The sequence below is a fragment of the Streptomyces venezuelae genome (assembly GCF_008642315.1).
GTDB lineage: Bacteria > Actinomycetota > Actinomycetes > Streptomycetales > Streptomycetaceae > Streptomyces > Streptomyces venezuelae_D.
This window is the reverse complement of record NZ_CP029192.1, coordinates 1,194,399-1,209,150: the sequence shown is the minus strand read 5'-3', so window position 1 is coordinate 1,209,150 and position 14,752 is coordinate 1,194,399. Positions and strand designations below refer to the sequence as shown.

The 14,752-nt window shown below is 70.5% G+C and carries 12 protein-coding genes; all 12 read left to right on the top strand.

All coding sequences use genetic code 11. The annotated features are described in order from the left end of the window. Positions 1-11 precede the first annotated feature (11 nt). The 12 genes from DEJ48_RS04955 to DEJ48_RS04900 all read left to right on the top strand — a co-directional run bounded on the left by DEJ48_RS04955 (position 12) and on the right by DEJ48_RS04900 (position 14,751). Entirely contained in the window at positions 12-884 is an 873-nt protein-coding gene (locus DEJ48_RS04955; protein WP_150188607.1) for a glycosyltransferase family 2 protein, read from the top strand. Between the two features lie 96 nt (positions 885-980). Continuing rightward, a complete protein-coding gene (locus tag DEJ48_RS04950) occupies positions 981-1,925 on the top strand; it encodes an ABC transporter permease (RefSeq protein ID WP_150214803.1) in 945 nt (314 codons plus the stop codon). Then, a complete protein-coding gene (locus DEJ48_RS04945) occupies positions 1,918-2,706 on the top strand; it encodes an ABC transporter ATP-binding protein (RefSeq protein WP_150214801.1) in 789 nt (262 codons plus the stop codon). The genes DEJ48_RS04950 and DEJ48_RS04945 overlap by 8 nt, the downstream gene beginning before the upstream one ends. Positions 2,707-3,051: 345 nt before the next feature. Beyond that, a complete protein-coding gene (gene hpnC, locus DEJ48_RS04940) occupies positions 3,052-3,948 on the top strand; it encodes a squalene synthase HpnC (RefSeq protein WP_150214799.1) in 897 nt (298 codons plus the stop codon). Then, positions 3,945-4,895, top strand: coding sequence for a presqualene diphosphate synthase HpnD (gene hpnD / locus DEJ48_RS04935; RefSeq protein ID WP_150214797.1), 951 nt, complete (start codon positions 3,945-3,947; stop codon positions 4,893-4,895). The genes hpnC and hpnD overlap by 4 nt, the downstream gene beginning before the upstream one ends. 124 nt (positions 4,896-5,019) lie before the next feature. Then, positions 5,020-6,429 carry a hydroxysqualene dehydroxylase HpnE gene (gene hpnE / locus DEJ48_RS04930; RefSeq protein WP_223832431.1) on the top strand — a complete coding sequence of 470 codons (1,410 nt, stop codon included), beginning with the start codon at positions 5,020-5,022 and terminating at the stop codon, positions 6,427-6,429. Beyond that, positions 6,426-7,559 (top strand): polyprenyl synthetase family protein, encoded by a 1,134-nt coding sequence (locus DEJ48_RS04925; RefSeq protein ID WP_150214794.1) that lies wholly within the window; start codon positions 6,426-6,428, stop codon positions 7,557-7,559. Before hpnE ends, DEJ48_RS04925 begins: the two co-directional genes overlap by 4 nt. 134 nt (positions 7,560-7,693) lie before the next feature. Next, positions 7,694-9,712, top strand: coding sequence for a squalene--hopene cyclase (gene shc / locus DEJ48_RS04920; RefSeq protein WP_150214792.1), 2,019 nt, complete (start codon positions 7,694-7,696; stop codon positions 9,710-9,712). Then, the gene (locus DEJ48_RS04915) at positions 9,712-10,365 is read left to right on the top strand and encodes a 1-hydroxy-2-methyl-2-butenyl 4-diphosphate reductase (protein ID WP_150214790.1); all 654 of its coding nucleotides are present in this window, start codon (positions 9,712-9,714) and stop codon (positions 10,363-10,365) included. The genes shc and DEJ48_RS04915 overlap by 1 nt, the downstream gene beginning before the upstream one ends. A 5-nt stretch (positions 10,366-10,370) precedes the next feature. Next, the gene (hpnH, locus tag DEJ48_RS04910) at positions 10,371-11,393 is read left to right on the top strand and encodes an adenosyl-hopene transferase HpnH (RefSeq protein WP_150214789.1); all 1,023 of its coding nucleotides are present in this window, start codon (positions 10,371-10,373) and stop codon (positions 11,391-11,393) included. 65 nt (positions 11,394-11,458) lie between these two features. After that, entirely contained in the window at positions 11,459-13,369 is a 1,911-nt protein-coding gene (gene dxs, locus DEJ48_RS04905; protein ID WP_150214787.1) for a 1-deoxy-D-xylulose-5-phosphate synthase, read from the top strand. Beyond that, entirely contained in the window at positions 13,366-14,751 is a 1,386-nt protein-coding gene (locus tag DEJ48_RS04900) for an aspartate aminotransferase family protein (RefSeq protein ID WP_150214785.1), read from the top strand. The genes dxs and DEJ48_RS04900 overlap by 4 nt, the downstream gene beginning before the upstream one ends. The last annotated feature ends 1 nt before the right edge of the window (position 14,752 follow it).

Here is a 14,752-nt window from a genome sequence, read left to right as displayed (position 1 = left end):
CGCCGGAGAAGCTGAAGGTCGGCGCCGTCATCATCACGATGGGCAACCGGCCGCAGGAGCTGCGTGCCCTCCTCGACTCGGTCGCCAAGCAGGAGGGCGACCCGGTCGAGGTGGTCGTGGTCGGCAACGGTGCCCCGGTGCCCGAGGTCCCCGCAGGCGTACGCACCGTCGAGCTGCCCGAGAACCTCGGCATCCCCGGCGGCCGCAACGTCGGCATCGAGGCGTTCGGGCCGGGCGGCACCGACGTCGACATCCTGCTCTTCCTGGACGACGACGGCCTGCTCGCCACCCTGGACACGGCGCGGCTGTGCCGCGAGGCGTTCGCCGCCGACCCGGAGCTCGGCATCATCAGCTTCCGCATCGCGGACCCGGACACGGGGGAGACCCAGCGTCGCCACGTGCCGCGGCTGCGGGCCTCCGACCCGATGCGCTCCTCGCGCGTGACGACCTTCCTCGGCGGCGCCAACGCCGTCCGCACGAAGGTCCTTGCGGAGGTCGGCGGCCTGCCCGGCGAGTTCTTCTACGCCCATGAGGAGACCGACCTCGCCTGGCGCGCGCTCGACGCGGGCTGGATGATCGACTACCGCTCCGACATGGTCCTCTTCCACCCCACGACGGCCCCCTCGCGGCACGCGGTCTACCACCGGATGGTGGCCCGCAACCGCGTCTGGCTGGCCCGTCGCAACCTCCCCGCGCCGCTGGTCCCGGTCTACCTCGGTGTCTGGATGCTCCTCACCCTCGCCCGACGCCCCTCGGGCCCGGCCCTCAAGGCCTGGTTCGGCGGCTTCAAGGAGGGCTGGACCACGCCCTGCGGGCCTCGCAGGCCCATGAAGTGGCGTACGGTGTGGCGGCTGACCCGACTGGGCCGACCTCCCGTCATCTGACAAGCTCGGGTCTGAGAGCATTCGGGCCATACCCCGGTCCCTGGCCCACGCCTACGCCCGACCGGCTGCGCTTTTCGAAGACGAAAGTTTCCACTCGTGAGTGAGACAACGCATGACGGCGGGGTCGCGGTGACATCGCCGTCGACTCCGTCGCCCGATGACGGGCTCTCCCGGGCCGAACTCGCCGCCAAGTACGGTCTGACCGTCAGCGGCGCCCGCCCCGGACTTTTCGAGTACGTCCGCCAGCTCTGGGGACGGCGCCACTTCATCCTCGCCTTCTCCCAGGCGAAGCTGACCGCCCAGTACAGCCAGGCCAAGCTCGGCCAGCTGTGGCAGGTGGCGACGCCGCTGCTGAACGCGGCGGTCTACTTCTTCATCTTCGGGCTGCTGCTCGGCGCCCGTGAGGGCATCCCGCACGAGATCTACGTGCCGTTCCTGGTGACGGGTGTCTTCGTCTTCACGTTCACGCAGAGCTCGGTCATGGCGGGCGTGCGGGCGATCTCCGGGAACCTCGGTCTGGTGAGAGCCCTGCACTTCCCGCGGGCCTCGCTGCCGATCTCCTTCGCGCTCCAGCAGCTCCAGCAGCTGCTCTTCTCGATGATCGTGCTCGTCGTGATCATGTGCGCTTTCGGGATCTTCCCCGCCCTGTCCTGGCTGCTCGTCCTGCCCGCGCTGGTGCTGCAGTTCGTCTTCAACATGGGACTGGCGCTGATCTTCGCCCGGATGGGCAGCAAGACGCCCGACCTGGCACAGCTCATGCCGTTCGTGATGCGGACCTGGATGTACGCCTCGGGCGTCATGTTCAGCATCCCCGCGATGCTCGCGACCAAGAAGGACGTGCCCGCCTGGGTCGGGGACGTGCTCCAGTGGAATCCGGCCTCCATCTACATGGACCTGATCCGCTTCGCCATGATCGACAAGTACGACTCCTCGTACCTGCCGCCGCACGTGTGGGCCTTCGCGGTCGGCTGGGCCGTGGTGATCGGTGCGGTCGGATTCGTGTACTTCTGGAAGGCTGAGGAGCGTTACGGCCGTGGCTGACGAAGACAAGAACCCCGACAAGTCGAACATCCCCACCGTCATCGCCGACGAGCTGCACATCGTCTACCGCGTCAACGGTGCGAAGACCGGCAAGGGCAGCGCCACCTCCGCGCTCAGCCGCATGCTCAAGCGCGGCGAGGAGCGCGGCGTACGCAAGGTGCACGCCGTGCGCGGCGTCAGCTTCACCTCCTACCGCGGCGAGGCCATCGGCCTCATCGGCTCCAACGGTTCCGGCAAGTCCACCCTGCTCCGTGCCATCGCCGGCCTGCTCCCCGCCGAGAAGGGCAAGGTCTACACCGACGGCCAGCCCTCGCTGCTCGGCGTCAACGCGGCCCTGATGAACGACCTGACGGGTGAGCGCAACGTCATTCTCGGCGGGCTCGCGATGGGCATGTCCCGCGAGCAGATCCGGGAGCGCTACCAGGAGATCGTCGACTTCTCGGGGATCAACGAGAAGGGCGACTTCATCACCCTTCCGATGCGCACCTACTCCTCCGGCATGGCGGCCCGCCTCCGCTTCTCCATCGCGGCGGCCAAGGACCACGACGTCCTGATGATCGACGAGGCCCTGGCCACCGGCGACCGCAAGTTCCAGAAGCGGTCGGAAGCCCGCATCCGGGAGCTGCGCAAGTCGGCCGGCACGGTCTTCCTGGTCAGCCACAACAACAAGTCGATCCGCGACACGTGCGACCGCGTGCTGTGGCTGGAACGCGGCGAGCTGCGCATGGACGGGCCGACCGACGAGGTCATAAAGGAGTACGAGAAGTTCACGGGCAAGTAGCCCGATCGAGCCACGGGGAACACCCGTTCGATAGTGGTGCCCCGCCGGGACGAGCCCGGCGGGGCACTGTCGTGACATGGTGTCCCAGGGGCCCCTCGGTCCCCTCAACTCACCGCAGGCGAAGGAAGATTGACGCCAATCGGTGTGTTGTTGTGATGCGCCGAACACCCCGACGATGCGTGTTGGGTTGTACAACGTAAGCTGTACAGGTGCTGATTCGCGGCAAGTGGGGCGATATCGCGCGGTGTCCCGCTTCGGAGGACGGCCCACCTCGGAGAGAGCCGAGCGGCGTGTCCGAAATAGGATGTATTGGGTCGGCAGTGTAGAACGGGAGATGTGACGGCAATGGCTACGGATGATCTCCAGCTCCGCGATGCTTCCGCCGTCCTCGCCAAGGCCGCGGACGAGAACTTCCCCGTCGCGCCCTTCTTCCTTCCCCGTGCCTGGCGCGACGACCTCATGGCCGTCTACGGCGTCGTCCGTCTCATCGACGACATCGGCGACGGCGACCTGGCCCCCGGCGCCCGCCACGCCCGCACGCTCGGCCTCGACGCCGACACGGACGACCCGCGGCCGCTCCTCGACGCCGTCGCCGCCGACCTGGACAAGGTCTTCGCCGGTGCCGAGCCCGGCCACCCGCTGGTGCGGGCGCTGCGCCCGGCCGCCGAGCGCGGCACCCTGACGGCCGCCCCCTTCCTGGACCTGATCGAGGCCAACCGCCAGGACCAGATCATCACGCGCTACGAGACGTACGACGACCTCGTCGCGTACTGTGCGCTCTCCGCCAATCCCATCGGCCGTCTCGTCCTGGCCATCACGGGGACGGAGACCCCGGAGCGCGTCCGCCGCTCGGACGCCGTCTGCACCGGCCTGCAGATCGTCGAGCACATCCAGGACGTCGCCGAAGACCTGCGGCGCGGCCGCATCTATCTGCCTGTCGAGGACATGAAGCGGTTCCATGTGAGTGAGTCAGATCTGGCCCTGCCGACAGCGGGCGCGTCGGTGCGCGCGCTGGTCGCATTCGAAGTGGAACGCGCCGGGGGCCTGCTGAATGAAGGCACCCCCCTGGTGGGTAGCGTCCACGGCAGGCTGAAGCTGCTGCTGGCCGGGTTCGTGGCAGGAGGGAGGGCGGCCGCCCGGGCGATCGTCAGCGCCGGGTACGACGTCCTGCCCGGCCCGCCCAAGCCGACCAAGCCGCGCCTGCTGCGCGAGACGGGTGCAGTTCTGCGAGGAGAGGGGTGAGCCGGGCCGTGGAGTCGGATCAGCACGTATCCGCGTCGGTGCTCGCCGCGTACAGCTACTGCGAGGCCGTCACCGGCCGACAGGCGCGCAACTTCGCGTACGGCATCAGACTGCTGCCGACGCCCAAGCGCCGGGCGATGTCCGCGCTCTACGCACTCTCCCGGCGCGTCGACGACATCGGCGACGGCGAGCTCGCCCCGGACGTCAAGGCGCAGCGGCTCGACGACACCCGTGCGACGGTCGCGCGGATCCGCGCGGGCGAGGTGCGGGAGGACGACACCGACCCCGTGGCGGTCGCCCTCGGCCACGCCGCCGCGCACTTCCCGATCCCCATGGAAGGCCTCGACGAACTCATCGACGGTGTCCTCATGGACGTACGCGGTGAGACGTACGAGACGTGGGAGGACCTCAAGGTCTACTGCCGCTGCGTCGCCGGGGCCATCGGGCGGCTCTCGCTCGGGGTGTTCGGCACCGAACGGGGGGCGCTCCACGCCGAGCGCGCGCCCGAGTACGCCGACACGCTCGGTCTCGCGCTCCAACTGACCAACATTCTCCGGGACGTTCGCGAGGACGCCCTGGACGGACGGACCTATCTGCCCGCCGACGATCTCGCCAAGTTCGGCTGCTCCGCCGGGTTCTCGGGCTCCGAGCCGCCCGCCGGAGCCGACTTCGCGGGCCTCGTCCACTTCGAGGTGCGCCGCGCGAGGGCCCTGTTCGCCGAGGGCTACCGCCTGCTGCCCATGCTGGACCGGCGCAGCGGCGCCTGCGTGGCCGCCATGGCCGGCATCTACCGCCGCCTCCTCGACCGCATCGAGCGGGAGCCGGAAGCGGTGCTGCGCGGCCGTGTCTCGCTCCCCGGGCGCGAGAAGGCGTACGTCGCCGTGCGCGGACTGTCCGGTCTCGACGCGCGGAACGTGTCACGACAGACCGTCCGGAGGCGTGTGTGATGCGCATCCGGATCGATCGTGGGGCAGTTGGGACAACGTTCGCAAAGCGGCGGGCAACCCTCCGCTCCAAGGTCGCGTCCCAGACTGCAACGGCCGAAGGGGTGGGTGCATGACGAGGAAAGACATGCAGCCCGAGGGGCTGACCGAGGACGCCGAAGGCCGCTCCGCAGGGGCGGCCGCCGTGGTGGTCGGCGGCGGCCTCGCGGGCATCACCACGGCGCTCGCGCTCGCCGACGCGGGCCTGCGCGTGACGCTCCTCGAAGGACGGCCCCGGCTCGGCGGGCTCGCGTTCTCCTTCCAGCGCGGGGCCCTGACCGTCGACAACGGTCAGCACGTGTACCTGCGCTGCTGCACCGCCTACCGCTGGTTCCTCGACCGCATCGAAGGCACCCACCTCGCACCCGTGCAGGAACGTCTCGACGTGCCCGTCCTCGACGCGGACCGCAACCGGCTCGGACGCCTCAGGCGCACCGCGCTCCCCGTGCCGCTGCACCTCGCGGCGAGCCTCGCCACCTACCCTCATCTGTCGGTCGCCGAGCGCGCCAAGGTGGGCCGCGCGGCGCTCGCCCTCAAGGGACTCGACCCGGCCGACCCCGTCCTCGACGGCCAGGACTTCGGCAGCTGGCTGGCCAGGAACGGTCAGTCCGCGCGCGCCATCGAGGCGCTCTGGGACCTCGTGGGCGTCGCGACGCTCAACGCCCGCGCGGGCGACGCCTCCCTGGGGCTCGCCGCGATGGTGTTCAAGACCGGGCTGCTCTCCGAACCGGGCGCCGCCGACATCGGCTGGGCCCGGGTGCCCCTCGGTGATCTGCACGACACACTGGCCCGCAAGGCGCTCGACGCCGCGGGAGTGCGTACGGAACTAAAGGCACGCGTCACCTCCATCTCCCGTACGGACAACGGCGGTTGGTGCGTGGAGGTTCCCGGCGAGACCATCGAGGCACAGACCGTCGTGCTCGCCGTGCCGCAGCACGAGACGCACGACCTCCTCCCCGATGGCGCCCTCGACCAGCCCGACCGGCTGCTCGACATCGACACCGCGCCGATCCTGAACATCCACGTCGTGTACGACAGGAAGGTGCTGAAGCGGCCGTTCTTCGCCGCCCTCGGCACGCCCGTGCAGTGGGTCTTCGACCGGACCGAGGCCTCCGGACTGACCGACGGGCAGTACCTGGCGCTCTCGCAGTCGGTCGCGCAGGACGAGATCGACGCACCCGTCGCCGCCCTGCGAGAGCGCTATCTGCCCGAGCTGGAGCGGCTGCTGCCCGCGGCGCACGGCGCCGGGGTGCGGGACTTCTTCGTCACCCGCGAGCGCACCGCGACCTTCGCGCCCACCCCCGGTGTCGGCAGGCTCCGCCCCGGCGCCCGCACCAAGGCCCGCGGCCTCTACCTCGCGGGCGCGTGGACCGCCACCGGGTGGCCCGCGACCATGGAGAGCGCCGTGCGCAGCGGCATCAGCGCGGCCGAAGCCGCCCTCTCCACCCTCGACCGCCCCCGTGATCACCTCTTCGCATTCGAGGAGGCGGCGGCGTGAAGCTCGACCTTCTGGGGTCAGGTCCCCAGCGAAACAGCACCGGAACAAGAGGAGAAACTGTGCCGACTGTGCCCTCGGCCGAGAAAACGGCTGCCGACACGGTGGACGTGACCTCACTGCTCGAGCAAGGAAGGACGCTGGCCACCCCGGTGCTGCGGGCCGCGGTGGACCGTCTCGCGCCGCCCATGGACACCGTGGCCGCCTACCACTTCGGCTGGATCGACGCGGAGGGCAACCCCTCCGACGGCGACGGCGGCAAGGCGGTGCGTCCCGCGCTCGCCCTGCTCTCCGCCGAGGCCGCAGGCGCGCCCCCCGAGGTCGGCGTCCCCGGCGCGGTCGCCGTCGAACTCGTGCACAACTTCTCACTGCTGCACGACGATCTGATGGACGGCGACGAGCAGCGCCGCCACCGCGACACCGTGTGGAAGGTGCACGGCCCCGCGCAGGCCATCCTCGTCGGCGACGCCCTCTTCGCACTCGGCAACGAGATCCTCCTCGAACTCGGCACCGTCGAGGCGGGCCGCGCCACCCGCCGCCTCATCACCGCCACCCGCGCGCTGATCGACGGCCAGGCCCAGGACATCAGCTACGAGCACCGCGACCGGGTCACCGTCGAGGAGTGCCTGGAGATGGAGGGCAAGAAGACCGGCGCCCTGCTCGCCTGCGCGGTCTCCATCGGTGCCGTCCTCGGCGGCGCGGACGACCACACCGCGGACACCCTGGAGAAGTACGGGTACCACCTCGGCCTCGCCTTCCAGGCCGTGGACGATCTGCTCGGCATCTGGGGCGACCCGGAGGCCACCGGCAAGCAGACGTGGAGCGATCTGCGCCAGCGCAAGAAGTCGCTGCCCGTGGTGGCCGCCCTGGCCGCGGGCGGCCCCGCGTCCGAGCGGCTCGGCGAGCTGCTCACCGCCGACTCCAAGAGCAGCGACTTCGAGAACTTCTCCGAGGACGAGTTCGCCGCGCGCGCCGCCCTCATCGAGGAGGCGGGCGGCCGCGAGTGGACCGCCAAGGAGGCCCGGCGCCAGCACGCCGTCGCCATCGAGGCGCTGGACCACGTCCAGATGCCGGACCGTGTCCGGGCGCAGCTCGTCGCGCTCGCCGACTTCGTCGTCGTACGAGAGAGATGATCATTATCGCGCGGATATCCGGGTGATCCGGGGGGAGACCCCCGGACCCACAGGCAGTCGCCGGCCGGCGTGACGCGTCGGCCGACGGCGGACCCACAGCAGACGTAGCCACCGCACTGCACGAAGGGGAAGCCATGACAGCGACGACCGACGGAAGCACCGGAGCGGCCACGCCCCGCGCAGCCTCGGCCAGCCAGTCCACCGAACCCGTCGACCTGATCCATACGACCGCGGCAGGCCCCCACGAGGCCGCCGCGCGCGCCATGCGGCGCTCCACGGACTTCCTGCTCGCCCGGCAGGACGCCGAAGGCTGGTGGAAGGGCGACCTCGAGACCAATGTGACCATGGACGCCGAGGACCTCCTCCTGCGGCAGTTCCTCGGGATCCGGGACGAGGACACCACGCGCGCCGCCGCGCTCTTCATCCGCGGCGAGCAGCGCGACGACGGCACCTGGGCCACGTTCTTCGGCGGCCCCGGCGAACTCTCCACCACCATCGAGGCGTACGTCGCGCTGCGCCTGGCCGGCGACCGGCCCGACGAGGCCCACATGGCGAAGGCCTCCGCGTGGATCCGCGACCGGGGCGGCATCGCCGAGGCCCGCGTCTTCACCCGGATCTGGCTCGCCCTCTTCGGCTGGTGGAAGTGGGACGACCTGCCCGAACTCCCGCCGGAGCTCATCTACTTCCCCAAGTGGGTGCCGCTCAACATCTACGACTTCGGCTGCTGGGCGCGGCAGACGATAGTGCCGCTCACCATCGTGTCGGCCAAGCGGCCCGTGCGCCCCGCGCCGTTCGCCCTGGACGAGCTGCACACCGACGCGCGCGTGCCGAACCCCACCAAGCCCCTCGCCCCCGTGGCGAGTTGGGACGGTGTCTTCCAACGGCTCGACAAGGCGCTGCACGTCTACCACAAGGTCGCGCCGCGCCCGCTGCGCAGGGCCGCGATGAACAGCGCCGCCCGCTGGATCATCGAGCGGCAGGAGAACGACGGCTGCTGGGGTGGGATCCAGCCGCCCGCCGTCTACTCCGTCATCGCGCTGCACCTGCTCGGCTACGACCTGGACCACCCCGTCCTGAAGGCCGGGCTCGCCTCCCTCGACCGGTTCGCCGTGTGGCGCGAGGACGGCTCCCGGATGATCGAGGCCTGCCAGTCGCCCGTGTGGGACACCTGTCTGGCGACGATCGCGCTCGCGGACGCCGGAGTGCCCGCCGACCACCCGCAGTTGGTCAAGGCCGCCGACTGGATGCTCGGCGAGCAGATCGTGCGCCCCGGCGACTGGTCGGTGCGCAGGCCCGGCCTCACGCCCGGCGGCTGGGCGTTCGAGTTCCACAACGACAACTACCCCGACATCGACGACACCGCCGAGGTCGCCCTCGCGCTGCGCCGGGTCGCGCACCCCGACAAGGCGCGCCTGGAGAACGCCATCGACCGCGGGGTGCGCTGGAACCTCGGCATGCAGTCGAAGAACGGCGCCTGGGGCGCCTTCGACGTCGACAACACGAGCCCCTTCCCCAACCGGCTGCCGTTCTGCGACTTCGGCGAGGTCATCGACCCGCCGTCCGCCGACGTCACGGGCCACGTCGTGGAGATGCTCGCCGTCGAGGGCAAGTCCCGCGACCCGCGCACCCGGCGCGGCATCGACTGGCTCCTCGCCGAACAGGAGGAGAACGGCGCCTGGTTCGGGCGCTGGGGCGTCAACTACATCTATGGCACGGGGTCGGTGGTGCCCGCCCTGGTCACCGCCGGGCTGCCCGCATCGCACCCGGCGATCCGGCGCGCTGTGCGGTGGGTCGAGTCGGTGCAGAACGACGACGGCGGCTGGGGCGAGGACCTGCGCTCCTACCGCGACCGGGGCTGGGTGGGACACGGCACGTCGTCGGCGTCGCAGACCGCGTGGGCGCTGCTGGCCCTGCTGTCGGCGGGCGAGCGCGAGGCGAAGTCGACGGAGCGGGGCATCGCCTGGCTCGTCGAGGCGCAGCGCGCGGACGGTTCGTGGGACGAGCCGTACTTCACCGGCACCGGCTTCCCCTGGGACTTCTCCATCAACTACCACCTCTACCGGCAGGTGTTCCCGCTCACCGCCCTCGGCAGGTACATCAACGGGGAGCCCTTCGCCGGCGGCTCCGACGCCCGCCCCGCCAAGGGCAGCTGATGGACCGGAACCCGGCCCAGCGGCCGGGCCCCGCCCCCCTGCTGATCGCCTGCGCGCTCGGCATCGAGCACCTCGCCCTGCGCACCGGCGACCGCAAGGGCGCGCCGGGAGACATGACCGTGCTGCGCACCGGCATGGGCCCCAAGAACGCCGAGCGCGCCGTCACCGGTGCGCTCGGGAAGCACACCCTGCGCGACGCGGCCGTACTGGCCACCGGCTTCTGCGCCGGACTCGCCCCCGGCATGCACCCCGGTGACCTCGTCGTCGCCGAGGAGACCAGGGACACGCGCGGCAGCACGCCCTGCACGGGAACCGGGCTGCTGGTCGAGGAGCTGGTGCGGGCCGTGCCCGGCCGCACCGTGCACACCGGACCGCTCACCGGCTCCGACCACGTCGTCCGCGGCCCCGAGCGCGGCGCCCTCCTGGCCACGGGCGCGATCGCCGTGGACATGGAGTCCGCCGCGACGCTCCACAGCGCCGTACGCACCGGTCAGCGGCCCGTTGCGGCCGTCCGGGTGGTCGTGGACGCCCCACAGCACGAACTCGTCCGCATCGGCACGGTGCGCGGTGGAATATCAGCTTTCCGTGTTCTTCGTGCCGTGCTCCCCGCTTTCTTTGAATGGCACCGTTCTTCGCTGCTCCCTCGGAGGTGAGCCAGATGGCCATGCCGCTTCGTCAGTCCATCAAGGTCGCTACGTATCTCTTTGAACAGAAGCTGCGCAAGCGCGACAAGTTTCCGCTGATCGTCGAATTGGAGCCGCTCTTCGCCTGCAACCTGAAGTGCGAGGGCTGCGGGAAGATCCAGCATCCGGCCGGCGTGCTCAAGCAGCGCATGCCGGTGGCCCAAGCCGTGGGAGCCGTCCTGGAGTCCGGCGCCCCGATGGTGTCCATCGCCGGTGGCGAGCCGCTGATGCACCCTCAGATCGACGAGATCGTGCGGCAGTTGGTGGCGAAGAAGAAGTACGTCTTCCTCTGCACCAACGCCATGCTGCTGCGCAAGAAGATCGAGAAGTTCAAGCCCTCGCCGTACTTCGCGTTCGCCGTGCACATCGACGGAATGCGGGAGCGGCACGACGAGTCCGTCGCGAAGGAAGGCGTCTTCGACGAGGCCGTCGCCGCCATCAAGGAGGCCAAGAAGCGCGGCTTCCGGGTCACCACCAATTCGACGTTCTTCAACACCGACACCCCGCAGACCATCATCGAGGTCCTGAACTTCCTCAACGACGACCTGAAGGTCGACGAGATGATGCTGTCGCCCGCCTACGCCTACGAGAAGGCGCCCGACCAGGAGCACTTCCTCGGCGTCGAGCAGACCCGCGAGCTCTTCAAGAAGGCCTTCGCGGGCGGCAACCGGCTGCGCTGGCGGCTCAACCACTCACCGCTCTTCCTGGACTTCCTGGAGGGCAAGGCGGACTTCCCGTGCACCGCGTGGGCGATCCCGAACTACTCGCTCTTCGGCTGGCAGCGTCCCTGCTACCTGATGAGCGACGGGTACGTCCCCACGTACCGCCAGCTCATCGAGGAGACCGACTGGAGCAAGTACGGCCGCGGCAAGGACCCGCGCTGCGCCAACTGCATGGCGCACTGCGGCTACGAACCGACCGCCGTCCTCGCCACCATGGGCTCCCTCAAGGAGTCCATCCGCGCGGCCCGCGAGACGGTCTCCGGAAACCGCGGGTGACGCAGTGAGCCCCGGAGGCCCGTATCCCGGGCCTCCGGGGCGCCGACGAGAGAGGGGGCTCGAGCATGACCATTCTGGACACCATCCGGGAGCCGCGGGACCTGAAGGGACTTTCCGGGGCCCAGCTCGACGAACTGGCAGGGGAGATCAGGGAGTTCCTGGTGCACGCGGTCGCCAGGACGGGCGGCCATCTCGGCCCCAATCTGGGGGTGGTGGAGCTCTCCATCGCCCTGCACCGCGTCTTCGAGTCGCCGGTCGACCGGCTCGTGTGGGACACCGGCCACCAGAGCTACGTGCACAAGCTGCTCACCGGACGCAAGGACTTCTCCAAGCTCCGCGGCAAGGGCGGCCTCTCCGGCTACCCCTCGCGCGAGGAGTCCGAGCACGACATCGTCGAGAACAGCCACGCCTCGACCGCGCTCGGCTGGGCGGACGGCCTCGCCAAGGCGCGCCAAGTGCTCGGCGAGCGGGGGCACGTCGTCGCCGTCATCGGTGACGGCGCGCTCACGGGCGGCATGGCCTGGGAGGCGCTGAACAACATCGCGGCCGCGAAGAACCGGCCGCTGATCATCGTCGTCAACGACAACGAACGCTCGTACGCGCCGACCATCGGCGGCCTCGCCAACCACCTCGCGACCCTGCGCACGACCGACAGCTACGAGCGTGTCCTTGCCTGGGGCAAGGACATCCTCCAGCGCACACCCGTCGTCGGGCAGACGCTGTACGAGTCGCTGCACGGCGCCAAGAAGGGGTTCAAGGACGCGTTCGCCCCGCAGGGCATGTTCGAGGACCTCGGGCTCAAGTACGTCGGGCCGATCGACGGGCACGACATCGGGGCCGTCGAGTCGGCCCTGCGGCGTGCGAAACGCTTCCACGGCCCCGTGCTCGTCCACTGCCTCACCGAGAAGGGCCGCGGTTACGAACCGGCGCTCGCCGACGAGGCGGACCGCTTCCACACCGTCGGCGTCATGGACCCGCTCACCTGCGAGCCGCTCGCGCCGTCCAACGGCCCGTCCTGGACCTCCGTGTTCGGCGACGAGATCGTCCGCATCGGCGCCGAGCGCGACGACGTCGTCGCCATCACCGCGGCCATGCTGGGGCCCGTCGGCCTGACGAAGTTCGCGGAGGCCTACCCCGACCGGGTGTGGGACGTCGGCATCGCCGAGCAGCACGCCGCCGTGTCGGCCGCCGGGCTCGCCACGGGCGGACTGCACCCCGTCGTCGCGGTGTACGCCACGTTCCTCAACCGCGCCTTCGACCAGCTCCTCATGGACGTCGCGCTGCACCGGTGCGGGGTCACCTTCGTGCTCGACCGGGCCGGGGTGACCGGCGTCGACGGCGCCTCGCACAACGGCATGTGGGACATGTCGATCCTCCAGGTCGTGCCGGGGCTGCGGATCGCCGCGCCGCGCGACGCCGACCAACTTCGGGCGCAGCTGCGGGAAGCGGTCGCCGTGGACGACGCGCCGACGCTCCTGCGGTTCCCCAAGGAGTCGGTGGGGCCCGCGATCCCCGCCGTGGACCGGATCGGCGGCCTGGACGTGCTGCTCCAGGAGCCGGACGCCGACGTGCTGTTCGTCGCCGTCGGGGTGATGGCGCCGGTCTGTCTGCAGGCCGCCGAACTGCTCCGGGAGCGCGGTCTGCGCTGCACCGTCGTCGACCCGCGCTGGGTCAAGCCCGTGGACCCGGAGCTGCCCGGCCTCGCCGCCCGGCACCGCCTCGTCGCGGTCGTCGAGGACAACAGCCGCTCCGCCGGGGTCGGCGCCGCGGTGGCGCTCGCGCTCGGCGAGGCCGAAGTCGACGTACCGGTACGGCGGTTCGGCATTCCCGAGCAGTTCCTCGCGCACGCCAAGCGCGGCGAGGTCCTCGCGGATCTGGGGCTCACCCCCGTCGAGATCGCCGGCCGCATCAGCGCCACGCTGACCGCCGGCCAGGGCACGCACCAGCAGGGTCCAGGCAAGGAGTACAGCGTATGACCAAGGAGTTCGACCTCGGCAGACTTCTCGCCGAGCGGGGCGCCGAACGGTACGAACTGCACGCCCGGCACCTCAACCACCAACTGCCCCGCATGCTGCACACCATCGGCTTCGACAAGGTCTACGAGCGGGCCGAGGGCGCGTACTTCTGGGACGCGGAGGGCAACGACTACCTCGACATGCTCGCGGGCTTCGGGGTCATGGGTCTCGGCCGGCACCACCCTGTCGTACGCAAGGCACTGCACGACGTCCTCGACGCCTCGCTCGCCGACCTCACCCGCTTCGACTGCCAGCCGCTGCCGGGCCTGCTCGCCGAGCGACTGCTCGCGCACAGCCCGCACCTGGAGCGGGTCTTCTTCGGCAACAGCGGCACCGAAGCTGTCGAGACGGCGCTGAAGTTCGCCCGCTACGCGACCGGGAAGCCGCGGGTGCTCTACTGCGCGCACGCCTTCCATGGGCTCACCACGGGCTCTCTCTCCGTCAACGGCGAGGACGGCTTCCGCGACGGGTTCGCGCCGCTGCTGCCCGACACCGCGGTCCCGCTCGGCGACCTGGACGCGCTGCGCGCGGAGCTGAAGAAGGGCGACGTCGCCGGGCTGATCGTCGAGCCCATCCAGGGCAAGGGCGTGCACGAGACCCCGCCGGGATATCTGCGCGCCGCCCAGGAGCTGCTGCACCGCCACAAGGCGCTGCTGATCGCCGACGAGGTGCAGACCGGCCTCGGCAGGACCGGCGACTTCTACGCCTACCAGCACGAGGAGGGCGTCGAGCCCGACCTGGTCTGCGTCGCCAAGGCGCTGTCGGGCGGCTATGTGCCGGTCGGCGCGACGCTCGGCAAGGACTGGATCTTCAAGAAGGTCTACTCCTCGATGGACCGGGTGCTCGTGCACTCGGCGAGCTTCGGCTCCAACGCGCAGGCCATGGCGGCGGGGCTCGCCGTCCTCGCCGTGATGGAGGACGAGAAGGTCGTCGAGAACGCGCGGGTGACAGGGGAGTCGCTCAAGTCGCGGCTCGCCGCCCTCGTCGACCGCTACGAGCTGCTGAGCGAGGTGCGCGGCCGCGGCCTGATGGTCGGCATCGAGTTCGGGCGCCCCAAGTCGCTCAAGCTGCGCGGCCGTTGGACGATGCTGCAGGCGGCCCGCAAGGGGCTCTTCGCGCAGATGGTCGTCGTACCCCTGCTGCAGAAGCACCGCATCCTCACCCAGGTCTCCGGGGACCACCTGGAGGTCATCAAGCTGATCCCGCCGCTGACCGTGGGGGAGCGGGAGGTGGACCGCTTCGTGGACGCCTTCACCGCCGTGATGGAGGACGCACACAGCGGCGGCGGGCTGATGTGGGACTTCGGCAGGACCCTGGTGAAGCAGGCGGTCGCGAACCGGTAGT